This is a genomic window from Streptomyces sp. MRC013 (assembly GCF_023614235.1).
In the GTDB taxonomy this organism is placed as follows: domain Bacteria; phylum Actinomycetota; class Actinomycetes; order Streptomycetales; family Streptomycetaceae; genus Streptomyces.
The window spans coordinates 1,063,552-1,086,665 of sequence record NZ_CP094264.1; the positions used below are offsets into that span (position 1 = coordinate 1,063,552).

The 23,114-nt window shown below is 76.2% G+C and carries 15 protein-coding genes and 7 pseudogenes; 9 read left to right on the plus strand and 13 right to left on the minus strand.

Annotated features, from left to right (window positions below; genetic code table 11):
* Positions 1 to 124: 124 nt before the first annotated feature.
* The 4 genes and pseudogenes from eccE to LUW75_RS24880 form a co-directional block, all read left to right on the plus strand.
* Positions 125 to 1,495 (plus strand): type VII secretion protein EccE, encoded by a 1,371-nt coding sequence (eccE, locus tag LUW75_RS04635; RefSeq protein WP_250334497.1) that lies wholly within the window; start codon positions 125 to 127, stop codon positions 1,493 to 1,495.
* Positions 1,495 to 2,211, plus strand: a complete 717-nt coding sequence (locus LUW75_RS04640; protein ID WP_250334498.1) for a hypothetical protein — start codon at positions 1,495 to 1,497, stop codon at positions 2,209 to 2,211. Before eccE ends, LUW75_RS04640 begins: the two co-directional genes overlap by 1 nt.
* A 178-nt stretch (positions 2,212 to 2,389) precedes the next feature.
* Positions 2,390 to 2,623: a DUF397 domain-containing protein gene (locus tag LUW75_RS04645; protein WP_168437561.1), complete on the plus strand. Its 234-nt coding sequence runs from the start codon at positions 2,390 to 2,392 to the stop codon at positions 2,621 to 2,623.
* A 440-nt stretch (positions 2,624 to 3,063) separates the two neighbouring features.
* Positions 3,064 to 3,144 (plus strand): annotated as a pseudogene (locus LUW75_RS24880) (hypothetical protein); the annotation flags it as partial.
* 23 nt (positions 3,145 to 3,167) lie between these two features.
* On the opposite strand, the gene LUW75_RS24885 reads toward LUW75_RS24880, so the two are convergent.
* A complete protein-coding gene (locus LUW75_RS24885; RefSeq protein ID WP_250337791.1) occupies positions 3,168 to 3,563 on the minus strand; it encodes a hypothetical protein in 396 nt (131 codons plus the stop codon).
* A 1,037-nt stretch (positions 3,564 to 4,600) separates the two neighbouring features.
* Between LUW75_RS24885 and LUW75_RS24890 the strand changes: the two are divergent.
* Positions 4,601 to 5,200: pseudogene (locus LUW75_RS24890) on the plus strand (MinD/ParA family ATP-binding protein); the annotation flags it as partial.
* Here the strand turns inward: LUW75_RS24890 and LUW75_RS24895 are convergent.
* The 11 genes and pseudogenes from LUW75_RS24895 to rimP all read right to left on the minus strand — a co-directional run bounded on the left by LUW75_RS24895 (position 5,200) and on the right by rimP (position 18,133).
* Entirely contained in the window at positions 5,200 to 5,601 is a 402-nt protein-coding gene (locus LUW75_RS24895) for a hypothetical protein (protein ID WP_250337792.1), read from the minus strand. The pseudogene LUW75_RS24890 and the gene LUW75_RS24895 sit on opposite strands and share 1 nt — an antisense overlap.
* A gap of 437 nt (positions 5,602 to 6,038) precedes the next feature.
* Entirely contained in the window at positions 6,039 to 6,992 is a 954-nt protein-coding gene (locus LUW75_RS04670) for a bifunctional riboflavin kinase/FAD synthetase (protein WP_250334499.1), read from the minus strand.
* Between the two features lie 41 nt (positions 6,993 to 7,033).
* Positions 7,034 to 8,449 (minus strand): annotated as a pseudogene (locus tag LUW75_RS24900) (serine protease); the annotation flags it as partial.
* A 1,232-nt stretch (positions 8,450 to 9,681) separates the two neighbouring features.
* Complete coding sequence (locus LUW75_RS04680; RefSeq protein ID WP_250334501.1) at positions 9,682 to 10,971, minus strand: serine protease; 1,290 nt, start codon at positions 10,969 to 10,971, stop codon at positions 9,682 to 9,684.
* Between the two features lie 185 nt (positions 10,972 to 11,156).
* Entirely contained in the window at positions 11,157 to 12,053 is an 897-nt protein-coding gene (truB, locus tag LUW75_RS04685) for a tRNA pseudouridine(55) synthase TruB (RefSeq protein ID WP_250334502.1), read from the minus strand.
* A gap of 27 nt (positions 12,054 to 12,080) precedes the next feature.
* Complete coding sequence (gene rbfA, locus LUW75_RS04690) at positions 12,081 to 12,542, minus strand: 30S ribosome-binding factor RbfA (RefSeq protein WP_250334503.1); 462 nt, start codon at positions 12,540 to 12,542, stop codon at positions 12,081 to 12,083.
* Positions 12,543 to 12,569: 27 nt separating this feature from the next.
* Entirely contained in the window at positions 12,570 to 12,863 is a 294-nt protein-coding gene (locus tag LUW75_RS04695) for a DUF503 domain-containing protein (RefSeq protein WP_250334504.1), read from the minus strand.
* Between the two features lie 154 nt (positions 12,864 to 13,017).
* Positions 13,018 to 16,093 (minus strand): annotated as a pseudogene (infB, locus tag LUW75_RS24555) (translation initiation factor IF-2).
* 146 nt (positions 16,094 to 16,239) lie between these two features.
* The gene (locus tag LUW75_RS04715; RefSeq protein ID WP_250337543.1) at positions 16,240 to 16,518 is read right to left on the minus strand and encodes a YlxR family protein; all 279 of its coding nucleotides are present in this window, start codon (positions 16,516 to 16,518) and stop codon (positions 16,240 to 16,242) included.
* Between the two features lie 111 nt (positions 16,519 to 16,629).
* Positions 16,630 to 17,631: a transcription termination factor NusA gene (gene nusA / locus LUW75_RS04720; protein ID WP_250334507.1), complete on the minus strand. Its 1,002-nt coding sequence runs from the start codon at positions 17,629 to 17,631 to the stop codon at positions 16,630 to 16,632.
* A gap of 2 nt (positions 17,632 to 17,633) precedes the next feature.
* Positions 17,634 to 18,133, minus strand: a pseudogene (rimP, locus tag LUW75_RS04725) (ribosome maturation factor RimP).
* Between the two features lie 155 nt (positions 18,134 to 18,288).
* Between rimP and LUW75_RS04730 the strand changes: the two are divergent.
* The 4 genes and pseudogenes from LUW75_RS04730 (at position 18,289) to LUW75_RS04745 (ending at position 21,419) form a co-directional block, all read left to right on the plus strand.
* The gene (locus tag LUW75_RS04730; protein WP_250334508.1) at positions 18,289 to 18,864 is read left to right on the plus strand and encodes a hypothetical protein; all 576 of its coding nucleotides are present in this window, start codon (positions 18,289 to 18,291) and stop codon (positions 18,862 to 18,864) included.
* Entirely contained in the window at positions 18,861 to 19,277 is a 417-nt protein-coding gene (locus LUW75_RS04735) for a DUF4439 domain-containing protein (protein ID WP_250334509.1), read from the plus strand. The genes LUW75_RS04730 and LUW75_RS04735 overlap by 4 nt, the downstream gene beginning before the upstream one ends.
* 53 nt (positions 19,278 to 19,330) lie before the next feature.
* Positions 19,331 to 20,253: pseudogene (locus tag LUW75_RS04740) on the plus strand (aminoglycoside phosphotransferase family protein).
* Between the two features lie 161 nt (positions 20,254 to 20,414).
* A complete protein-coding gene (locus tag LUW75_RS04745; protein WP_250334510.1) occupies positions 20,415 to 21,419 on the plus strand; it encodes a slipin family protein in 1,005 nt (334 codons plus the stop codon).
* On the opposite strand, the pseudogene LUW75_RS04750 reads toward LUW75_RS04745, so the two are convergent.
* Positions 21,406 to 23,107 (minus strand): annotated as a pseudogene (locus LUW75_RS04750) (proline--tRNA ligase). The gene LUW75_RS04745 and the pseudogene LUW75_RS04750 sit on opposite strands and share 14 nt — an antisense overlap.
* Between the last annotated feature and the right edge of the window lie 7 nt (positions 23,108 to 23,114).

A 23,114-nucleotide genomic window follows, 5' to 3' on the forward strand; every position in this document is an offset into this window, starting at 1 on the left:
GGCCGTCGTAACCGCCCCCCTACTATGCCTGTTGGCGGCCGGGCCTCTCTGCTCAGGTAGGGTGATCGCCCGGTCAACGGCCGTGTGAATTCGGCTTTTACGGACACGAGGGGGCATCGCGGCGATGGGTACGGCGACGCGCGCGCGCACGGGGCGGTCCGGCGGGGGACGCCCGGCCCGTTCCCGCCGGCAACGCGGCAACGGGCACCGGGCCGGAGGGCGCGGTCCCGCCCCGACCCCCGGGACCGCCGCCGCCCCGGCGTCCGGGGCCGCCCCCGCCCCGCGCCCGTTGTCGCGGGTCGGCCGCGTGGGGCCCTTCCAGCTGCGCCAGCTGGTCCTGGTCGAGCTGGCCCTGGCGCTGGCCGCGGTCGGGGTCGCGCTGCAGGGCCTGTGGCTGATCCCGACGCTGTCCTTCGCCGTGGTGCTCGTGCTGCTCGCGGTGGCGCGGCGGCGCGGCCAGGCCGTGCAGGACTGGTCGTCGACGGCACTGGCCCTGCGCGCCCGCCGCCGGGCGGCCGCGCCCGCCGCCGTGGACGTCGACCCGTCGCTGGCGCCGATCGTGGAGGGGCTGCCGGGGTTCCGGCCGTTCCCCTACGTCGACCGGAAGCGGCGCACCGTCGGCATGCTCGGCGACGGCACGTTCCTGACGGCGGTCGTGCGGGTCGAGGCGAGCGGTGCCGCGCCGAGGCCGGCGTTCGGCGCGCGGACGCTTCCGCTGTCCCTGCTCGGCGGGGCGCTGGAGGTCGACGACATCGTGCTGGAGTCGGTGCAGCTGGTGCAGCAGGTGCGTTCCGCGCCGGCGCCGCACCTGCCGCAGCAGGCGGTGGCCCGGTTGTCGTACGCGCCGCTGCAGCAGCGCACCGGGGCGCCCGCGCTGCGGATGACGTGGGTGGCGCTGAAGCTGGACCCGGAGCGCTGCCGGGAGGCCATCGAGGCGCGCGGCGGAGGCGTCGGGGGGGCCCAGCGGTGCCTGGTGCGCGCGGCGGACCACGTGGCGAGCCGGATCACCGGCGCCGGCTTCGAGGCCGTCGTGCTCGACCAGGAGGAGCTGAACTCCACGATGGCGACCGCGGCGTGCGCGAGTCCGCGGCTGGCCGCCCGTGCGCACCGCCCGGACGCCACGCCGCAGCGCCGGACGGTGGAGACGGCGCGGGTGTGGCGCTGCGACGACCGCTGGCACACGACGTACGCGGTGGGCCGCTGGCCGGCCCTGGCGGGCGGCGGGGGCTCGCCCCTGGCGAGGCTGGTGTCGCTGCTGACGGCGACGCCCGCGTACGCGACGACGTTCGGCCTCACCATGCGGCGCGGTTCGCGGCGGGACGCCGTGGACGTGGCCGGGTACGTGCGGATAACCGGCGGCTCGGACAGCGAACTCATCGGAGTGCGGCGGGCGCTGGAGCAGGCCGCCCGGTCGGCGAAGGTCGGTCTGGCGCGGCTGGACCGGGAGCAGCTGCCCGGTGTGCTGGCGACGCTGCCGCTGGGAGGGACGCAGTGATGCTCGGAACACGGTCGGCCCGCGCCCCGCGCGGACTGTTCGGCCCGCGCCACGCGGGCCACAGCGTCGCCGCGGACGGCCTGGGCGCCCTGTCCCTGCCGGTGGGCGACGACGGCGTGGTCATCGGGGACGACGCGGAGGGCAACCCCCGCATCGTGGGCTTCCACCGCTCCACCCCGTACGACGTGCTGCTCATCGGCGGTCTGTGGACGGCGCAGGTGCTGGCGCTGCGCGCGGCGGGCACGGGCGCCCGCGTCGCGGTCGAGACCGGCCGGGCGCAGGCCTGGACGGCGCTGGCGCACGCGGCCGGCGCGGGCCTGGAATGCGTCACGCTGCACGACGTGGGCCGGGTGCCGCCGATGGGCGCCACGGTGGGCAGTCCGGTCGTGGTCGTCCGGGACTGCGGCATGCGGCCGCCGCGCGGCCGGGTCGTGTCGTCGCCGTGGCAGTCGGTGCTGACGCTGCTGCCGTACCTGAGTCCGGTCGCGCCCCGGCTGATGCGCGCCGCGACGCTCGTGGGGGTGCAGCGGGTGTCCCCGCAGGAGGCGGAGCAGATCGGCCGGATCCTGGGGCTGGCTCGGGCCGAGTACGAGGCCCTGCCGACGCTCGCGGACGGCGTGACGCTGTGGTGCGCGGGGCGGGAGCGGCACTGGGTGATGACGGCCGGCACCGACGCCGAGACGGGGCTGCTGGGTGCGGCCCGGCGGATGGACTGAGGTCGCGGCGGGGGGCCGGTCGGGGGTTCCGGGCGGTTTGTCAAGCGACCCGGGTCCCGCGGCGCGCACGGCCCTAGGATGCCGGGGAGGCGACGCGGACCGCGGCCGCCGTCGCGGTCGACCGGACGGGCCCCGGGAGGGCACGTCCATTCCAGCCGTTACCGAAAGGACTCGAGCGATGGGCAGCGCACAGGAGAAGGACGAGTTGTACGCCCTCGACATCTCCGGGGTGGAGTGGCACGGCGCCCCGGGCACCAGCCCCGACGAGGAGCGCGTCGAGATCGCCCACCTGCCCGGTGGCGCGGTCGCCATGCGGTCGTCGTTGGACCCGGACACGGTCCTGCGCTACACGGAGGCGGAGTGGCGGGCGTTCGTCCTGGGCGCACGCGACGGGGAGTTCGACCTGAAGTGAGCCGCCGGTACGGCGGTGGCGACGGGCCCCGCCCGCCCGGGACCTCCCCGGGCGGGCGGGGCCCGCTTCCGTGTGGAGGGGCCGCCGGCGGCGCTCGGCCCGGGGTCCGCCCCGGTCCGGGATCCGTCTCCGGCGGGAGGTTCGGGCCCACGGAATTGTGAGCGCCCGTCAATACGTGAGCTTCTGAGGAACTTTGCCCCCCTTCACCTTCACGTAGAGCTTCCGGCGCGTCACTCGGCGGTGAGATCCGTCGCCCCGGGGGCGTCCTTGTGGACCGACGGGCCTGACACCCGGGTGCCGTCGGCGATTAGGGTGGGAAGGGCCGGCCATGACCCCGCGCGGGCGTGCGGTGCACGCCGGGGGAGCCGGGCCACGGACGACAGGAACGGTCGCCCACACCCACGACGGCACAAGGGTGCTCGACCACACCAGGAGGCAAAGTGAACGGCGATCGGGACGAGATCCACCGGGGATGGAACACTCCTCCCGCCGACGATCCGTCCGACATGGACGCCGCCGAGATGACGGGTGAGTTCACCATCGACTACACCCCGCCCGCCTGGTACACGCAGAACGCCGGCGGCCCGGAGTCCCCGGCGCCGGGTGCGGCGCCGCCTCCCCCGCCGCCGACCGGGCAGCCCATCGCCGTTCCGGGCCTGCCGCAGAGCGGCGGCTTCCGGCCCGACTCCACGCCGCCGCCCGCCTCCCCCGCCGTCCCGCCCGCGGCGCCTCCGGCGACCGGGCCGGGAACGCCCTCCGCGCACGTGCCCGCCCCCGCGGCGCAGCCGTTCGGGGGCGGCGACCCGGAGGGCGGGGTCACGATGCGCTTCTCGCCCGCCGAGCTGAAGCAGGAGATGGACGAGACCGCGAGGCGTACGGAGGCCGGAGCGGACGCCGGTGCCGAGAAGCGCGCCGGGGACGGCGGTACGGCGGGGGGCACCGACGGACCGGAGGGCGCCCCGGCCCCGGACGGGGAGGGGGAACCGGTCGCCGGCGCGGCGGCCGACGGGCCGGGCGGCGAAGACCGGGCCGACGGGACCGGCGCGGACGCCCCGGACGAGGTTCCGGCCGACGGCACCCCCGCCGCCGGCGCCGGCGGCACCCCTGCCGGCGACGGTGACGGTGGGGAGGACGGCCGGAGGGACGAGCCGGTGGACGGGGGCGACGGCCAGGCCTCCGGCGACCGTCCGGCGCCGGACGCCGCGCCCGTGCCGGACGCCGCGCCGGTGGCCGGTGAGCCCGTTGCGCAGCCGTGGCCGCCGCACCCCTCCCAGCAGGGTGCTCAGGGCGGCGGACCGGCCGTGCCGGCTCTGCCGCCGCTGCCGCCCTCGTTCCAGCCGGCCGCGCCGGCCGGGGCGCAGCAGTGGCCCGCGCCGGCGCCCAGCGTCGACCAGTCCGCTCCGCCCGCCCCGGCGGCGGCGCCCGCGTGGCCGGGGGCCGCTCCTCCGGCCGGAGTGCCGCAGCAGCCGGGGGCGCCCTTCGCTGAACCGCAAGCCCCCGCGCAGCCGCACGCCGGGTACGGTTTCCCGCACCCCCACGCGCAGCCCTCCACGCCCCCCACCCCGGCGCCCCACAACCCGTACGGCCCCCCCGGCACGACCACCAGGCACCCGAACCCACCACCCCCGCACAACCCCACGCCGGATACGGCTTCCCGCACCCCCACGCGCAGCCCTCCACGCCCTCCACGCCCCCCACCCCGGCGCCCCACAACCCGTACGGACCCCCCGGCACGACCACCAGGCACCCGAACCCACCGCCCCCGCACAGCCCCACGCCGGATACGGCTTCCCCGGCGGGCAGGCCCACCCCGCGCAGCCCCAGGTCCCTCCCGGTCGGCCGCAGCAGCCCGGCCCGCCGCAGGACGGGTACGGCTTCCCCCCTCCCCAGGCCCAGGCTCATCCTCAAGTCCAGGCGCAGGACCCCTCCCCCGCCCCCGCCGTCGACCCCCGCACCGGTGCCGCCTGGCCCTCCCCGGTGGCGCACGACCAGCGGCAGGCGTCCGTTCCGGGCGCCCCGCTCGGTTACACGGCGGCGGTCGAACTGTCCTCGGACCGGTTGCTCCGCAACACCAAGCAGAAGCCCAAGAGCAGCCGCAACCCCTCCCCCGGCTCCCGTTTCAAGCTCGGCGGCAAGAAGGAGGAGGCGGAGCGGCAGCGCAAGCTCGAACTGATCCGCACGCCGGTCCTGTCGTGCTACCGCATCGCCGTCATCTCCCTCAAGGGCGGCGTCGGCAAGACCACGACGACGACCGCCCTCGGCTCCACCCTCGCCAGCGAGCGGCAGGACAAGATCCTCGCCATCGACGCGAACCCGGACGCCGGCACGCTCGGCCGCCGCGTGCGGCGCGAGACCGGGGCGACCATCCGCGACCTGGTCCAGGCGATCCCGTACCTCAACTCGTACATGGACATCCGCCGGTTCACCTCGCAGGCGCCCTCCGGACTGGAGATCATCGCCAACGACGTGGACCCGGCCGTCTCCACGACGTTCAACGACGCCGACTACCGGCGGGCGATCGACGTGCTCGGCCGCCAGTACCCCGTGATCCTCACCGACTCCGGCACGGGCCTCCTCTACAGCGCCATGCGCGGCGTGCTCGACCTCGCCGACCAGCTGATCATCATCTCGACACCGTCCGTCGACGGTGCTTCCAGCGCGTCCACGACGCTGGACTGGCTCTCCGCGCACGGGTACGCCGAGCTGGTGCAGCGCTCCCTGACCGTCATCTCGGGCGTCCGCGAGACCGGCAAGATGATCAAGGTGGAGGACATCGTCCAGCACTTCGAGACGCGCTGCCGGGGCGTCGTCGTGGTGCCGTTCGACGAGCACCTGGCGGCGGGCGCCGAGGTCGACCTCGACATGATGCGGCCGAAGACGCGAGAGGCGTACTTCAACCTCGCCGCGCTGGTCGCCGAGGACTTCACCCGCGCGCAGCAGGCGCAGGGGTTGTGGACCGGTGGCGGGCACAGCGGCATGCCGCCGCAGATGGCACCGCCGATGCCGGGCCAGCCGGTTCCCGGGCAGCCCGCCCCCGGCCAGCCGTACGCCGCCCAGCCCCCCTACGGCGGACAGCCCCCGTGCCGGGGCAGGCCTCGCCCGGGCAGCCGTACGGGCAACCGCCGCAGGACCCGGGCCAGTCCGCCCGGCCCGGGGTGCCCCCTCAGGGCTGGCCCCAGCAGCCCCCGGCGGGGCAGCCCGGGCAGCCGCCCCAGCCGGGCGGCCGGCAGTACGGCGACCCGGAAGCGCCCACCCCGGCCCCCGCCTGGCCGCAGCAGCCCCCGCAGGCCCCGGGCCCGGCCCCGGAGTAACGGCGCGGCGGGAAACGGGAGAGGACCCGCACCGTCTCCACGGTGCGGGTCCTCATCGGTGCGCCCGTCGCGCGCCGTGCTCTCCCGTCGCGCGCCGTACCGCCCTATCGCGCGTCGTACCGCCCGGTCAGTTCGCGGCAGCGCTCCACGTCGTCCGCGATGGCCTTCAGCAACGCCTGGACCGAGTCGAACTTCCTCTGGCCCCGCACGTGGGCGAGGAAGTCGACGGCCACGTGCAACCCGTACAGGTCGAGGCCGACGCGGTCGATGGCGTACGCCTCGACGGTCCGCTCCGTCCCGTCGAACTGCGGATTGGTGCCGACGGAGATCGCCGCGGGCATCCTCTCGCCGTTCGCGGTCAGCCAGCCGGCGTAGACGCCGTCGGCGGGGACGGCCGTGTACGGCAGGGTCTCGACGTTCGCCGTGGGATAGCCCAGTTCGCGGCCGCGCTGAGCGCCGCGGACGACGACGCCCTCGACGCGGTGCGGGCGGCCCAGAATCTCGGCGGCGCCCTCGACGTCCCCCTCGACGACCAGGCGCCGGGTGAGCGTCGAGGAGAACGGGTGCCCGCCGCCCGCCTCGCCGGTGACGTACAGGTCGACGACCTCGACCTCGTAGTCGTACGTGGCGCCCAGCTCGGCCAGGTAGCCGACGTCGCCGGCGGCACGGTGGCCGAAGCGGAAATTGGGGCCCTCGACGACCAGGCGCGCGTGGAGCTTGTCGACGAGGACCTTCACGATGAAGTCGGCGGGCGACAGCTTCGAGAACCCGGTCGTGAACGGCAGGACGAGCACCGCGTCGACGCCCAGCTCCGCCATCAGCTCCGCCCGCCGGTGGTGCGGGGCGAGCAGCGGCGGGTGGCTGCCGGGGCGGACGACCTCGGAGGGGTGCGGGTCGAAGGTGACGACGACGGCGGGGACGCCCGACTCGCGGGCGCGCTCCACGGTGCGGCCGATGATCAGCTGGTGCCCGCGGTGGACGCCGTCGTAGGAACCGATGGTGACGACGCTGCGCCCCCAGTCCTGGGGGATCTCCTCCAAGCCTCGCCAGCGCTGCACTGTGACCGCTCCTCGCCCGAACCCGTGTGTGTGTCAGTGCGTCATGACCGATACGCAGGTCTAAGGGTGCCATGCCCGCGGAGTCCGCCCCGCACCGGCATGGCGGCCGGTACCCGCCCGGTCACGGGCGGATCCTGCCCCCGCGGTCCCCGCTCGGCGGGCCGTCCGGCCGCGCGGGGGGCCGCGGGACCCGCGGGGGCCGCCCGCCGGTGGGGGGCCTCGGCGGACCGGCCGGTCAGCAGCGCGGCGAAGCCGGGGACCTCGCCGGCCAGCTCGGCCAGCCGCCGATCGAGGCGTGCCGCGCCCTCCGGCGTGCGGGCCAGCAGTTCGGCGCTGCGCAGGACCAGGTCCCGGGTGCGGGGCTCCGGGCGTGCCGCCGCTCCGCGGGCGGCGGCCTCCAGCAGCGCCTCCGGCACGGCGGGATCGGGCCGTTCGCCCCGCTCCAGGTCGAGGAGCGCGTCGAGGAGTTCGCCGCGCAGGGCCCTCGACACGGGCGTGCCGGGCGCCGCGAGGACCGGGGCCAGCGCGGCGCGCACCTCGGCGGGGCGGCCCCGCAGCAGGTCGGTGACGAGCGGGAGGAGGACGGCGCGGGCGGCGGGGCCCTGCTCCAGGCGCCGGTCGACGTGGGCGGCGGCGTGCACGGCACCGCCGGGGTGGCCGTCGACGTACCCCCGGACGAGGGCGGCGGCGCGCCGGGCGAGCGCGGGGGTGCGCACGTCGGCGAGGGCGTCCAGGACGTCGGCGGCCGCGGCGGGGCCGCCGACGTGCAGTCGGGTGCGGAAGGCGGCGAGGACCGGCTCGGGGTGGGTGGTGAGCGCGGCCGTCAGCGCCCGGGCCGGCAGACCGCGGTCGCCGGCGCGGAACACCGCGAGGGCCTGCCGCAGGTGGCGGGCCCGGCCGTGCGGGTCGTGCACGAGGACGGCGAGGGCCGCGCCGTGCAGGGAGTGGTCGCCGGGGCGGGCGAGGAGGGCGAGGGCCGCGTACCGGAGGGCCCCGCGGTCGGCGTCGGCGGTGACGCGGGCGGCGAGGAGCGGCCCGTACGCGGCGGCGGCGACGCGGCGGGCGGGACGCGCGTCGTCGTGCGCCCAGCGGTCGACGGCGCGGCACAGAGCGGCGGGCTCGTCGCGGACCAGCACGGCGAGGAGCCCGTCGGCGTGCGGGTGGGCGGTGGTGACCAGCGCTTCGCACAGGTCGTCGGCGGCGAGGCCCCGGTGTGCGTGGAGCAGCGCCCGGGCGGCGTCGGCGACGGTGGTCCGGGCGGGGGAGCCCGGTCCGGCGGGGAGCGGCCGGTCGTCGGTGAACCACCGGCACAGCAGGGGCTGCACCCCGCGCGGATCGGCCGCCAGACGCCGGGCGACCGCCTCCAGGCAGCCGGGGCGGCCCGGGGCGTCCGCGGGGAGGACGCGGCGCAGGAGGTCCAGGCGTTCGTCCTCGCCGAGGCGCAGCCGCTCCCAGAACGGCGCCCCGTACGCGTCGCGGTCCCCGGCGGCCGGCCGTGCCGCGAGGCGCGCGGCCAGCAGCCGCAGGACCCCCGCGTACGGCCGGGCGTCCCGGACGCCCTGCAGCGTCCCGCGCAGCAGCCGGTCCGCCCACCGGTCGGCGTCGGCCGGCCCTCCCCCGCGGTGGACGAGCCGCTCCAGCCGGGGCGCGAGCTCCCCCGCGCCCCGGTACCGCTCCACCAGCAGCAGTGCCCGCACCACGACGCCGGCCCGGTACGTGGGCACCTCCGCGGAGCGGGGCTCGGCGGTACCGGGCGGCGGCGGATGCCCGGGCGGCGTCCCCGCCCCGAGAGCCGGCCCGGACGGGGCGAACCGCCCGGGAACCCCTCCGGACGGGGGGAACAGGTCGGGAACCCGCCCGGGCGTGGCGAACCCTTCGGGAACCCCTCCGGACGAAGGGACCGGCCCGGGGACCCGCCCGGACAGGGCGAACCGTCCGCGTGCGGCGTCCCGGGCCGGGGTGCGGCCTGCGGCCGGAAGGCCGTACGGGGGCGCGGTGGACCCGCCGGACGGGGCTGCGCGCCCCTCCGGCCGGCCCGCCGGGCCCGGCGCCGCCGGGAGGGCCGCGGGGGCCGGGCGGCCTGCGGGGAGGGCCGGGGCCGGTGCGGCCGCTGCGGGCGGCGGGGCCGCACCGCGCCCCGGGGGCGTGCAGGGCAGGCGGTCCGGTCCCGGGGCCTCGGGGCCGCGGGCGTGCACCAGGGACTCCAGCGCCGCGTCCACGTCGAGGTGGACGGCCTGGAGCCACTCCGCGAACCCCTCGTCCGCGAAGCGGTACCCCGCGCCCGCCGCGACCAGCAGTCCTTCCGTGAGCACCGCCGGCGCCCAGCCGGCGTCCCGGGGGAACAACTCCTCGAACGAGGCCCGGTCCAGTTCGCCGTGGCCCGGGCCGAGGCAGCGCCGGGCCGCCTCGTGCACGCGGCCGGCGGCCTCGGCGGCGAGCTCCCGCACCCGTGCCCCCGGCTGCGCGGGCCGGTGCCCGGCGGCGACGCGGTGGGCGGCGCGCAGGCACAGCAGCTCCAGGTGGGCGGCGAACACGTCGGCCCGTTCGGCGCGGGCCGGCACGGCTCCGGGGAACGCCGCCCGCACGTCCGCGAGGAGCCGCAGCGCCAGCGGGTGGCGGGCGTCCGCGGGCGCGAGGGCCCCGGCGGGGAGCCCGTACCGGACGCGGGCCTCCTCGGCCTCCCCGCGGGTCAGGTCCCCGACCCGCACGGCGGGCGGGATCCCCCGGCGGGCGCCCCGTCCCCGTACAGCACGTCCGGCGGGTACAGGGCTCCGGCCGCCTCCCAGTACGCGGGCCCGCAGGCGAGGGCGAGCCGGACACCGTGCCGCCGGAGCCAGTCCACCGTCCGGGAGGTCCATCCGGGCAGTCCCTCCGCGAAGGAGGGCGGAGCCTCCTCGGGCCCGTCGAGCAGGACCAGCAGCGGCCGGCCCGCGTCGCCGGCGACCCTGGCGGCGTGCCGGGCCGGCGCGTCGGGGGCCTCGGCACGGGCCTGCGGGCGGGCGCCCCGGGTTTCACCGGCCGCGGCGGCCGCCCGGTGCGCCCGGTCCAGCGCGCGGCCCACGGCGTCCCCGAGCGAGGTGTCGCCGCGCCGCAGGTCGACGCCGCGCAGCCACAGGACCGGCTCGGGAGCGGTACCCGCGGCGCGCCGGTCGGCGAGGGCGGCCAGGACGGTGGTGCGCCCGCTGCCCGGTTCTCCGACGAGCCCGCAGACGAGGGGGCGGCCGGGGGCGGGCGCGGAGGCGGCGAACAGGTCGAGGAGGCGGGCGACGGCGGGCCGTGCGACGGTTCGGGCCGGGTGGACGGCGGGATGGGTGAGCCGGGCGAGCCGGAGGGCGCCCGCGAGGTTCAGGTCCGCGCCGTGGGCCGGGACCGTGGCGGCGTTGCGGCGGAGCAGGGCGGCGAGGGGGCCGCCGGGGACCCGGGCCGCGGCGCGGGCCAGGGGCAGGGCGAGCCCGGCGGCGCGGTGGTCGGTGCGGAGGGAACCGGCGAGGACGGCGAGGACGGCACCGGTGGCGGCGTCCAGGACGGGACCGCCCGCGGCCCCTCCGTGCTCCAGCGCTTCGCGGCCGTCGGTGCCGATGGCGAGTTCGAGGGCCTCCCCGACCGGGTGGAGGCCCTCGGCGGTGGGGTGGGCGGCCCGTGCGGTGCCGAGGACGCGTGCCTCGCGCCAGCCGTGGGCGTGGACGTGTACGTAGGCGCCCGCGGGGGGCGCGGGGCGGTCGGCGATGGGGAGGGGGCGGACGCCGAGCCCGTCGGTGCGGACGAGGGCGAGGGCGTCGGCGGGCAGGGCGGTGACGGCGTCGGCGGTCACCTCGCAGCCGCTGCCGTCGGGCGCCCGGACGACGATGTGTCCCAGGTCGCCGACGGTTTCGTGGCTGGTCACGACCGTGCCGAGGTGGTCGGCGACGAAACCGGCGCCTCTCGTCCGGCCCGTCCGGTCACAGATGCGCACCGGTGTCGCCCGGTCCTGTCGTCCCATGGCTCGACCGTAGGACCGGGCTGATCGGGCCGGGAAACGCGGTCGTCGGGCGCGCCCCCGAATGTCCCCCGGTTCGCTTCGAGCGCCCGTCCGAGCGGGTGAATAGGCATTCCGGTGCGGGCGTGGCGGAGCGGGCGCGGGCGACCGGCCCGCTCCGCGGTGCGGCCCGGCGCCGGGGCGGGTGGTCAGCCGAAGACGGCGACGCTCTTGGCCTTCCCGCCGCGCTCCTCGACGAGCGCGAGGAAGCGGCCCCCGGGCCCGAAGACGGCGACGGGGCCCTCGCCGTGGGGGGGCATGTCGATGCGCACGCCGTTGAGGAGCAGCTTCGCGCGCCGCTCGTCGACGTCCCAGCGGGGGAACGCGGCGGCGGCGGCCTCCGCGATGGGCATGACGGTGAGCTGCTCCTGGAGCTGGTCCAGGGTGCGTGCCGCGTCGAGCTTGTACGGGCCGACACGGGTGCGGCGCAGCGCGGTGAGGTGCCCGCCGACGCCGAGGTCGGCGCCGACGTCGCGGGCGAGGGCCCGGACGTAGGTGCCGGAGGAGCAGACGACGGAGACGACCAGGTCGACGACGGGGGTGCCGTCGTCGGCGACGGCGGCGCGCATGTCGTACACGGTGAACCGGGAGACGGTCACCGGGCGGGCCGGGAGGTCGAACTCCTCGCCGCCCCTGACGCGCGCATAGGACCGCTTGCCGTCGATCTTGATGGCGCTCACCTTGGACGGCACCTGCATGATGTCGCCGGTCAGCCTGGCCACGGCCGCGTCGACCGACTCGCGGGTCACCCGGGAGGCGTCGGTCGACGAGGTGATCCCGCCCTCGGCGTCGTCGGTGACGGTGTTCTGGCCCAGCCGGACGGTGCCCAGGTACTCCTTCTCCGTCAGCGCGAGGTGGCCGAGGAGCTTGGTGGCCCTCTCGACGCCGAGGACGAGGACGCCGGTGGCCATGGGGTCGAGCGTGCCGGCGTGGCCGACGCGGCGGGTGCGGGCCATGCCCCGCATCTTGGCCACCACGTCGTGGGAGGTGAACCCCGAGGGCTTGTCGACGATGACGAGGCCGTCCCCGGGGGGCCCTCCCGGCACCGGCCGGGAGGGCGTTCGCTGCGTTGCTCATCGGGCGCCGGCGCCGTCCTCGTCGTCCTCGGCGTCGTCCTCGCCGGGCCTGCGGTACGGGTCGGCCTCGCCGGCGTACGTCTTGCCCGTGGACACCTGGCGCACCTCGGCGTCCTTGGCGCGCGCCTTGTCGAGGAGGTCCTCGATGGTGCGGGCGTTGTCGGGCAGGGCGTCCGGGACGAACGTCAGCGTCGGCGTGAAGCGGACGCCGGTCTGCCTGCCGACCTCGGAGCGCAGGATGCCCTTGGCGGACTCCAGCGCGGCCGCGGACGCGGCGCGCTCCTCCTCGTCACCGTAGACCGTGTAGAAGACCGTGGCCTCCCGCAGGTCGCCGGTGACGCGGGCGTCCGTGACGGTCACGAACCCCAGCCGCGGATCCTTGATTCGCCGGTCCAGGGTCTCCGCGACCACGACCTGGATGCGATCGGCCAGCTTGCGGGCCCGCGCGTTGTCGGCCACCGGTCCGTCTCCTCTTCCGTCTTGCGTTCACTCTTCGTCGGTGTGCAGGCGCCGTCGTACGGACAGCAGCTCCACCTCGGGCCGGGCGGCGATGAGGCGCTCACACCGGTCCAGTACCCCTGTGAGGTGCCCGATGTCCCCGGAGACCATCGCCACGCCGATCTCGGCCCTGCGATGGAGGTTCTGGTTGCCGGTCTCCGCCGCACTCACCGCGAATTTCCGCTGGAGTTCGGCGACGATCGGCCGGACGACGGAGCGCTTCTCCTTCAGCGACCGTACGTCGCCGAGGAGCAGGTCGAAGGACAGCGTCCCCACGTACATGCACAGTCCGGATGTCCCGCCGGTTCGGGTTCGGTGGGCCCCCGCCTTCAGCGGCGGGGACATCCGAACCGTACACGCAGCGGCCGGGGCCGATCGACGGAAATTCCTTCCGCCGACCGGCCCCGGCTTCCGCTGTGCAGTCGCGCCGGCCGGGTCAGCCGCGCGGCTTCTCGCGCATCTCGTACGTCGCGATGACGTCGTCGACCTTGATGTCGTTGAAGTTGCCGAGGTTGATACCGCCCTCGAAGCCTTCGCGGATCTCGGTGACGTCGTCCTTGAAGCGGCGCAGACCCTCGATGTTGAGGTTCTCCGCGACGACCTTGCCGTCGCGCAGGAGGCGCGCCTTGGTGTTGCGCTTGACCATGCCGGACCGGATGAGGACACCCGCGATGTTGCCCAGCTTGGACGAGCGGAAGACCTCGCGGATCTCCGCCGTGCCGAGCTCGACCTCTTCGTACTCCGGCTTGAGCATCCCCTTGAGGGCCGCCTCGATCTCCTCGATGGCCTGGTAGATCACCGAGTAGTACCGGACGTCGACGCCCTCGCGCTCCGCCATCTGCGCGGCACGGCCGGCCGCGCGGACGTTGAAGCCGATGACGATGGCGTCGGAGCCCATCGCCAGGTCGATGTCGGACTCGGTGACCGCACCCACACCGCGGTGCAGGACCCGGATGTCGACCTCTTCGCCGACGTCGAGCTGGAGCAGCGAGGACTCGAGGGCCTCGACCGAACCGGACGCGTCGCCCTTGATGATGAGGTTGAGTTCCTGGATCTGACCGGCCTTGAGCACCTTGTCGAGGTCCTCGAGGGACACCCGGCGGACGCGCTTGGCGAAGGCGGCGTTGCGCTCCCGCGCCGCGCGCTTCTCGGCGATCTGACGGGCCGTGCGGTCCTCGTCGACGACGAGGAAGTTGTCGCCGGCGCCCGGGACGTTGGTGAGGCCCAGGACCAGGACGGGGGTCGACGGACCCGCTTCCTCGACGTTGTTGCCCTTGTCGTCGAGCATCGCCCGGACGCGGCCGTACGCGTCGCCGACCACCATCGTGTCGCCGACCCGCAGCGTGCCGCGCTGGACCAGGACGGTCGCCACGGCACCGCGGCCGCGGTCGAGGTGCGACTCGATCGCGATGCCCTGCGCGTCCTGCTCCGGGTTGGCCCGCAGGTCGAGCGAGGCGTCCGCCGTGAGGATCACGGCCTCCAGCAGGGAGTCGATGTGCAGTCCCTGCTTGGCGGAGATGTCGACGAACATCGTGTCGCCGCCGTACTCCTCGGCCACCAGGCCGTACTCGGTCAGCTGACCGCGCACCTTGACGGGGTCGGCGCCCTCGACGTCGATCTTGTTGACCGCGACCACGATCGGCACGTCGGCCGCCTTGGCGTGGTTCAGCGCCTCGATCGTCTGGGGCATCACGCCGTCGTTCGCCGCCACCACGAGGATCGCGATGTCGGTGGACTTGGCACCGCGGGCACGCATGGCGGTGAACGCCTCGTGACCCGGGGTGTCGATGAAGGTGATCCTGCGCTCTTCGTCGTTGACCTGGGTCGCGACCTGGTAGGCGCCGATGTGCTGGGTGATGCCGCCGGCCTCGCCCGCGACGACGTTCGTCTTGCGGATCGCGTCGAGCAGGCGGGTCTTTCCGTGGTCGACGTGGCCCATGACGGTGACGACCGGCGGACGCGGGGCGAGGTACTCCTCGCCGCCCTCGTTCTCGCCCCACTCGAGGTCGAAGGACTCGAGCAGCTCGCGGTCCTCCTCCTCCGGCGAGACGATCTGAACGGTGTAGTTCATCTCGTCGCCGAGGAGCTGCAGCGTCTCGTCGGAGACGGACTGCGTGGCGGTGACCATCTCGCCGAGGTTCATCATCACCGCGACGAGCGACGCCGGGTTGGCGTTGATCTTCTCGGCGAAGTCGGTGAGGGACGCACCGCGCGACAGGCGAACGGTCTCGCCGTTGCCGCGGGGGAGCATCACACCGCCCACGGACGGGGCCTGCATGGCCTCGTACTCCTGGCGCCTCTGGCGCTTCGACTTGCGGCCGCGGCGGGCGGGACCGCCCGGACGGCCGAACGCGCCCTGCGTGCCACCACGGCCGCCGGGGCCGCCGGGACGACCGCCGAAGCCGGGACGACCGCCGCCGAAGCCGCCGCCACCCGGGGCACCGGGACGGCCGGCGCCGCCGCCACCACCGGGACGGCCGGCGAAGCCGCCGCCGCCACCGGGACGGCCGGCGAAGCCGCCGCCGCCACCGGGACGACCGCCGGGACCACCCGGACGGCCACCGGTCGCGGGACCGCGGCCGCCGGGGCCGGGACGCGGACCGGCGGCGGGACGCTGCGGCATCATGCCCGGGTTCGGGCGGTTGCCGGCGGGGCCGCCGCCCGGGCGCGGGGCCTGGGGACGCGGCATGGAGCCGGGCGTGGGGCGCGGGCCGCCGGGACCCGCCTGCGGACGCGGACCGCCCTGGCCGGGGGCCTGCGGACGCGGGCCGCCGGGAGCGCCCGGGGCGCCGGGACGCGGGGCACCGCCCGGACGGGGCGCCTGCGGGCGCGCCATGCCGGTGGAGCCGCCGGAGGTGAACGGGTTGTTGCCCGGGCGCGGGCCGGCGGGGCGGCCGCCCGGACGGGGGGCCTGCTGGCCACCGGGGCGCGGGGCGCCCTGGCGTCCGCCGCCCTGCTGGCCGCCGGGCGTCTGGGGACGCGCGGCGGGGCGGGGGGCCGGGGGCGGCACCGGGCCGGGGGCCGGCCGCGGGGGCCGACGGGGGCGCGGTGAACTCGGGCTTCGTCGGGGCCGGGGTCGGCCTGGCGGCCGGGGCGGGCTTCGGACCCGGGGTGGGGCGCGGGCCGGGGGCCGGCGCCGCGGGCCTCTCCGCCGCCGCGGGCCTCGGCGCGGGGGCGCCGGGCTTCGGGGCCGCGGGACGCTCTCCCGTCGGGCGGGGGGTGCCCCCGGCCTGCGCCGGTGAGGGCGCGGCGGGCCTGGCGGGCGCGGGGGTGCCGCCCTCGCGCTTGGCGGGGGCGGGGGGCGCGGCCTTGCGGGGCGCGCCGGGCTTGGCAGCGGACTTGCCGGCGGAGCCGGGTCCCTGCAAAGCGTCGGTCAGCTTACGGACAACCGGCGCCTCGATCGTCGAGGACGCCGAACGCACGAATTCACCGAGTTCCTGGAGCTTGGCCATGACGACCTTGCTCTCCACACCGAACTCCTTGGCGAGTTCGTATACCCGGACCTTAGCCACTTCGCTCCTTTGAGGTCCGGTTACCGCCGGACCGTCGCTACTTCATGGGCGTACTCATCGCGTACTCATCGAGTGCTCATCGCAATCTCGACCTACTTCCACTCGCGAGGTACCTGACCGCACGGGCTCTCCCCGTGCCGTGCTTCTTACGGTGTCGCCTGCTCGAGGTGACGGCGGACGTGCGCGGTGTCGAGCGGACCCCGGACCCGGAGGGACCGGGGGAACGCCCGGCGGCGGACCGCCAGATCGAGACAGGACTGGTCGGGATGCACATAGGCACCCCGACCGGGCAGCGTACCGTGTGGATCGGGGGTGCACACACCCTCGGTCGCCACGATGCGCAACAGATCGCTCTTGGCCGCCCGCTCCCGGCATCCCACACAGGTTCGCTCAGGGCGTGCGCGGTCGTGCGTCCGGCCAGACACGTACAAGTCTACCTCCCCGCACCGACCTCACCTCTTCGAGGCGAAAATCGAACGGTCGTTGTCGTGATCCCGCCGTGGTCCCGCTGTGGCACAACGTGACCGCGGGGACGCCTATTCCCCGGCGGGCGGCGAGGCCTGCTCGGTGTCGGGGCGGATGTCGATGCGCCAGCCGGTGAGACGGGCGGCGAGGCGGGCGTTCTGGCCCTCCTTGCCGATCGCCAGGGACAGCTGGTAGTCCGGCACGGTGACGCGGGCGGACCGGGCGGCCGGGTCGACGACCTCGACCTTGGAGACGCGTGCCGGGGAGAGGGCGTTCGCCACCATGTCCGCCGGGTCGTCCGACCAGTCGACGATGTCGATCTTCTCGCCGTGCAGCTCGGCCATGACGTTGCGCACCCGGCCGCCCATCGGGCCGATGCAGGCGCCCTTGGCGTTGAGCCCGGAGCGCGTCGACCGCACGGCGATCTTCGTGCGGTGGCCGGCCTCCCTGGCGATCGCGGCGATCTCGACGGAACCGTCGGCGATCTCCGGGACCTCCAGCGCGAACAGCTTCCTCACGAGGTTGGGGTGGGTGCGCGACAGGGTGACGGACGGTCCGCGCACGCCCTTGGCGACGCGGACGACGTAGGTGCGCAGGCGCAGGCCGTGCGGGTACTCCTCGCCGGGCACCTGCTCCTGGACGGGGAGGATCGCCTCCAGCTTGTCGTCCAGCTTGACCAGGACGTTCTTGGGGTCCTTGCCCTGCTGGACGACGCCGGCCACGATGTCGCCCTCGCGGCGCGCGTACTCGCCGAACGTCATGTCGTTCTCGGCGTCGCGCAGCCGCTGCTGGATCACCTGGCGGGCCGTGGTCGCCGCGATGCGGCCGAAGTCCGACGGGGTGTCGTCGAACTCCTTGGGTTCCTGCCCCTCCTCCAGGTCGGCGGGGTCCTCCTTCGCCCACACCGTCACGTGGCCGGTCTGCCGGTCCAGCACGGCGCGGGCGTGGCGGCGGGCTCCCTCGGTGCGGTGGTAGGCGATGAGGAGGGCCGACTCGATCGCCTCGACCAGCAGCTCGAAGGGGATCTCCTTCTCATGTGCCAAGCCCTTAAGGAGCTTCACATCGATGTCCACGGCTACGCCTCCTCCTCTTCCTTCTTGTCCTTGCGGTTGAACTCGATCTCCACGCGCGCCCTGGCGACCTCGGGGAACTCCACCCGCCGGGCGGTGGGCCTGCGCCCCTTCACGCCCGGCACCTCCAGGTCGAGCCCCTCGTCGTCCACGCCGAGGACGCGGGCGACGAGGTCGCCCCCTCGTGCAGCCGGAACCTCACGAGGCGGCCGGTGGCGCGCACGAAGTGGCGGTGCTCGGTGAGGGGGCGGTCGGCGCCCGGCGAACTCACCTCGAGGACGTACTCGCCCTCGCCCATCGCGTCCGTCTCGTCGAGCGCCTGGGAGATGGCGCGGCTCAGGTCGGCGACGGCGTCGAGTTCCACGCCGTCGTCCGAGTCGACGACGACCCTCAGCACCCCGCGGCGGCCGGCCCGGGACACCTCGATCTCTTCCAGATCCAGCTGCCTGGCGGTGACGAGCGGTTCCAGCAGCCCGCGCAGCCTCTCGCTCTGGGTGGTGCTCATCCGGGTGACTCCTCGGCCGCGTGTGCTGTTGTGGGTTCGTCGCGTGTCAGACAAAGGGTATCCGGTCCCGAGGGGTGTTGCCGTCCACCCCGGACCGACCCGCGGGTACGCTCGCCTGCGGTGATCTTCGACTGGTGTACCCGAAGGAGTGAGGCGTGGGGCGCACGGGGCTGACGCGGAGGCGGGTGCTCGCGGCGGCGACGGCGGCCACGGCGCCGGCCGGCTGCTCGGGGCCGGGTTCCGGCGGAGGCGACCGTCCCGGCGCGTCGCGCCCCTCCGCGGCCGAGCGGGCGCGACGCGCCGAAACGATCCTGCGCCGCAGGTCGGCGGCGGTGAGCGGGGTGCTGCTGGCCGGTTGCGACGAGGTGCTGGGCGCCCATCCGGCCCTCGGCTCCCGGGTGGCCCCGCTCCGCGAGGTGACGGTCCGCCACCTGGCGGCGCTGGAGCCGCGGGACGGCCCGGTCCCCGGGACGGCGCCCCCGGCGCCGGCCGGTGGAGCGGCGCCCGGCCCGGCCGGCGCGCCGTCACCGGCGCCGCACCCCTTCCCCGAGGGCGTGCCGGCCGAGCCGGGCGCCGCGCTCGGGGAGCTGGCCGCGCTGGCGTCCCGTACCGCGGCGGCGCACACCGCGGCCCTCGTCGGCGCGCCCCCGGAACTGGCCCGCCTGCTGGCGTCGGTCGCCGCGGCGGGGGCGGCGCAGGCGTTCCTGCTCGGCGCGGGGAGCCGGGGATGAGCGCCCTGGAGGCCGCGCAGGCGGTGCTGGCGGCGGAGCACGCCGCGGTGTACGGGTACGGCGTGGTCGGCGCCCGGGTCGACGCGGCCGGGCGGGCGGAGGCCGCGCAGGCCCACGCGGCGCACCGGGCGCGGCGCGATGCGGCGGCCCGGACCGTGCGGGACCTGGGCGGCACGCCGGCCGTGGCGGCGCCGGCGTACGCGCTGCCGTTCCCGGCCGCGGACGGGGAGGCGGCGGTGCGGCTGGCCGCCGTGCTGGAGGACCGGATCGCGGGCGCGTACGCCGACCTCGTACGGGCCGCCGGGGGCTCGCTGCGCCGGGACGCGGCGGCCGCGCTGCGCGAGGCGGCGGTGCGGGCCGTGCGCTGGCGCGGGCGCGGCGTAGCCTTTCCCGGACTCGCCGAGCGACCGTGAGCCCCGCTCCCCGCGCGGCTCGCGCCGCAGGACCGAAAGGTGGCCCCGCACGCATGGTCCGCGCCGCTGACGCCCCCGTGCCCGAACCGCCGCGCCGTCTGGTCCGGGCACTCGGCGAGACGTACGGCGGGGCCGCGGCGGGCGCGTGGCTCGCCGGGCTGCCGGACACCGCGCGCCGGGCGCTGTCCGGGCGCGGCATGACCGCGGAGCGGGTGGTGGAGCCGGGTGGCCGCAGCAGCGTGGTGGTCCTGGCGCGGCGGGCCCGCGGGGAGCGGGCCGCGCTGAAGCTGGCGCCGCCGTTCGCCGCGCCCGACCTGGAGCGGGAGGCGCTCGCCCACTGGGACGGCCGGGGCGCGGTGCGGCTGCTGGACGACGCCGGCGACGGGCCCGGACTGCCGCTGGAGCGGCTGCGGCCGGAGGTGTCGCTGCGGTCCCTGCCGGACGCGAAGGCGCTGCTGGAGGCCGCCGGCGCGGTGCGGCGGCTGTGGGTGGGAGCCCCCGGGGGCACCGCTTCGAGTCGGTGGCGGAGCGGACGGCGCGCATGGCGGGGGCGATGGCCGCGTACCGGACGGACGGGGCGGCGGGCGCCCTGGTGGCGGCCGCGCTGGAGGCCCGCGACGGGCTGCTGGCGGACGTGCCCGAGGCACTGCTGCTGCACGGCTGCTTCCGGCAGGGCAAGGTGCTGGCCGGCGAGCGGTCCCCGTGGCTGGCGGTGGGGCCGGAGCCGGTGGTGGGCGAGCGGGCGTACGACCTGGCGCGGCTGGCACGCGACCGGGTCGAGGACCTGGTGGCGGAGGCGTCCGGCGCGGCGGCGGCGCGGCGGCGCGTGGACGGGCTGGCGGACGGCCTGGACGTGGACCGGGAGCGGCTGCGCGGCTGGACGCTGTTCCGGGCGGTCGAGGCGGGGGTCCGCGCGCTGGCGGCCGGGCGGGGCCGCGAGGCGGAGCCCCTGCTGGAGTTCGCGGGCTGGCTGTGACCGGCCGGGCCCGGGGCGGCCGGGGACCCGCACCCGGGCGGCCGGGGACCCGTACCGCGGGCGCGTGACCACGGGAGCACTGTCCGACCCGCCCATATGGGTGCACTATGGGGCATAACCCTTCCACCGCTCCCGGTTCGACTCGACGGCAGGGGGTCGTCATGGGCGAGGAACTGCTGACCGCGGCCGTGCTGGCGGGCTCGGCCGCCCTCGCGTACGCCGGAGCCGCCCTCCGGGTCGTCAAGCAGTACGAGCAGGGCGTGGTCCTGCGGTTCGGACGGCTGCACAACCGGGTGCGGGGGCCGGGACTCACCCTGATCGTCCCGCTGGCCGACCGCATGCGGAAGGTGAGCATGCAGATCGTGACGATGCCCGTGCCCGCTCAGGACGGCATCACCCGCGACAACGTCACCGTCCGGGTCGACGCGGTGATCTACTTCAGGGTCGTCGACCCCGTCGAGGCCGTGATCCGCGTCGAGGACTACCGGTTCGCCGTCTCGCAGATCGCGCAGACGTCGCTGCGCTCGATCATCGGCAAGAGCGACCTGGACGACCTGCTCTCCAACCGGGAGAAGCTCAACGAGGGGCTGGAGCTGATGATCGACAATCCGGCCGTCGAGTGGGGCGTCACCATCGACCGGGTGGAGATCAAGGACGTGTCGCTGCCCGAGACCATGAAGCGCTCCATGGCCCGGCAGGCCGAGGCGGACCGCGAGCGCAGGGCCCGGCTGATCAACGCGGACGCGGAGCTGCAGGCGTCCAGGAAGCTGTCGGAGGCCGCGCGGGAGATGTCCGACACGCCCTCGGCGCTCCAGCTGCGGCTGCTCCAGACGGTGATGGCGGTCGCCGCCGAGAGGAACTCGACGCTCGTCCTGCCGATCCCGGTGGAGCTGCTGCGCTTCCTCGAGCGGTCCGCCGAGGCCGCGGAGCGGCGGCCCGGGCGCCGCGGGGAACCGGAGGGGCCCGGGACGCGCTCCGGGCGCCCCGGGCTCGCCGCCGCCCCGGGCGACCCCGTCGCGGCCGCGCCCTGGGACCCGCCGCGCCCGGAGTCCGCGCCGCCCGTGCCCGCACCGGCGCCGGCCGCCCCCGGGGGACGACGGCGCCGGTACGGCGGGATGCCTCTGAGGAACGCCGCCGGGGACCGCCCGGCGGCTACTCGGCGGTGAGGCGGGCCACCGCCTCGTCGACGGTCAGTTCCTCGCGCTCGCCCGTGCGGCGGTCCTTCAGCTCCACCACGCCCTCCCCCGAGCGGCGGCCGGCGACGAGGATCCGCGGCACGCCGATCAGCTCGGCGTCGGTGAACTTCACGCCCGGCGACACGCCCGCCCGGTCGTCGACGAGGACGCGCAGACCGGCCTCGCGGAGCTTCTCGGAGACGTCCAGGGCCAGCTCCGTCTGGAGCGCCTTGCCCGCGGCGACGACGTGGACGTCGGCCGGGGCGATCTCGCGCGGCCAGCACAGGCCCTTGTCGTCGGCGGTCTGCTCGGCCAGGGCCGCGACCGCGCGGGAGACGCCGACGCCGTACGAGCCCATGGTGACGCGGACCGGCTTGCCGTTCTGGCCGAGCACGTCCAGCTGGAAGGCGTCGGTGTACTTGCGGCCGAGCTGGAAGATGTGGCCGATCTCGATGGCGCGGTCCAGCTTCAGGCCGGTGCCGCACTGCGGGCAGGGGTCGCCCTCCTCGACCACGACGACGTCGAGGTAGTCGTCGACCTGGAAGTCGCGGCCGCAGACGACGTTCCCGGCGTGCTTGTCCTGCTTGTTGGCGCCGGTGATCCAGGCGGTGCCGGGCGCGACGCGGGGGTCGGCGATGTAGCGCACCTTCTCCAGGCCCTGCGGGCCGACGTAGCCGCGCACCAGGTCGGGGCGGCCGGTGAAGTCCTCGGCGGTGACCATCTCGACGACGGCGGGCGCGAGGTGGTCCTCCAGCTTGCCGAGGTCGACCTCGCGGTCGCCGGGGACGCCCACGGCGACGATCTCGCCGTCGACCTTGACCAGGAGGTTCTTCAGGGTCGCGGAGGCGGGGACGCCGAGGTGCTCGGCGAGCGTCTCGATGGTCGGCGTGTCCGGGGTGTCCAGCTCCTCCACCGGGCCGTGCGCGGAGCCGTCGGCGGCCTCGCCGGCCGGGAAGGTGACGGCCTCGGTGTTGGCCGCGTAGTCGCAGGACGGGCAGTACACGAAGGTGTCCTCGCCGGCCGCGGCGGGGGGCCAGGAACTCCTCGGAGGCCGAACCGCCCATGGCGCCGGAGACCGCGGAGACGATCTTGTGGCGGAGGCCGAGGCGCTCGAAGATCCTGACGTACGCCTCGCGGTGCAGGCGGTACGACTCGGCGAGGCCCTCGTCGGTGGTGTCGAACGAGTACGAGTCCTTCATCTGGAACTCGCGGCCGCGCAGGATGCCCGAACGGGGGCGGGCCTCGTCGCGGTACTTGGTCTGGATCTGGTAGAGGATCACCGGCAGGTCCTTGTAGGACGCGCACTGGTCCTTGACGAGCTGGGTGAAGATCTCCTCGTGGGTGGGGCCGAGCAGGTAGTCGGCGCCCCTGCGGTCCTGGAGGCGGAAGAGCTCGGCGCCGTACTCGTCCCAGCGGCCGGTCGCCTCGTACGGCTCCTTCGGCAGCAGGGCGGGCAGGAGGACCTCCTGGGCGCCGATGGCGTCCATCTCCTCGCGCACGACGCGGGAGACGTTCTCCAGGACCTTCTTGCCCAGGGGCAGCCAGGACCAGATGCCGGCGGCGTTGCGGCGGACGTAGCCGGCGCGGACGAGCAGCTTGTGGCTGAGCGTCTCGGCGTCCGCCGGGTCGTCGCGCAGTGTCTTGACCATCAACCGGGACATGCGCTGGACCTGGGCCATGGGGATC

Coding starts and splice junctions, on each gene's coding strand:
- eccE (WP_250334497.1), top strand. CDS start 125: ATGGGTACGGCGACGCGCGCGCGCACGGGGCGGTCCGGCGGGGGACGC.
- LUW75_RS04640 (WP_250334498.1), top strand. CDS start 1,495: ATGCTCGGAACACGGTCGGCCCGCGCCCCGCGCGGACTGTTCGGCCCG.
- LUW75_RS04645 (WP_168437561.1), top strand. CDS start 2,390: ATGGGCAGCGCACAGGAGAAGGACGAGTTGTACGCCCTCGACATCTCC.
- LUW75_RS24895 (WP_250337792.1), bottom strand. CDS start 5,601: ATGCCGCTGTGCCCGCCACCGGTCCACAACCCCTGCGCCTGCTGCGCG.
- LUW75_RS04680 (WP_250334501.1), bottom strand. CDS start 10,971: ATGGGACGACAGGACCGGGCGACACCGGTGCGCATCTGTGACCGGACG.
- LUW75_RS04695 (WP_250334504.1), bottom strand. CDS start 12,863: ATGTACGTGGGGACGCTGTCCTTCGACCTGCTCCTCGGCGACGTACGG.
- LUW75_RS04735 (WP_250334509.1), top strand. CDS start 18,861: ATGAGCGCCCTGGAGGCCGCGCAGGCGGTGCTGGCGGCGGAGCACGCC.
- LUW75_RS04745 (WP_250334510.1), top strand. CDS start 20,415: ATGGGCGAGGAACTGCTGACCGCGGCCGTGCTGGCGGGCTCGGCCGCC.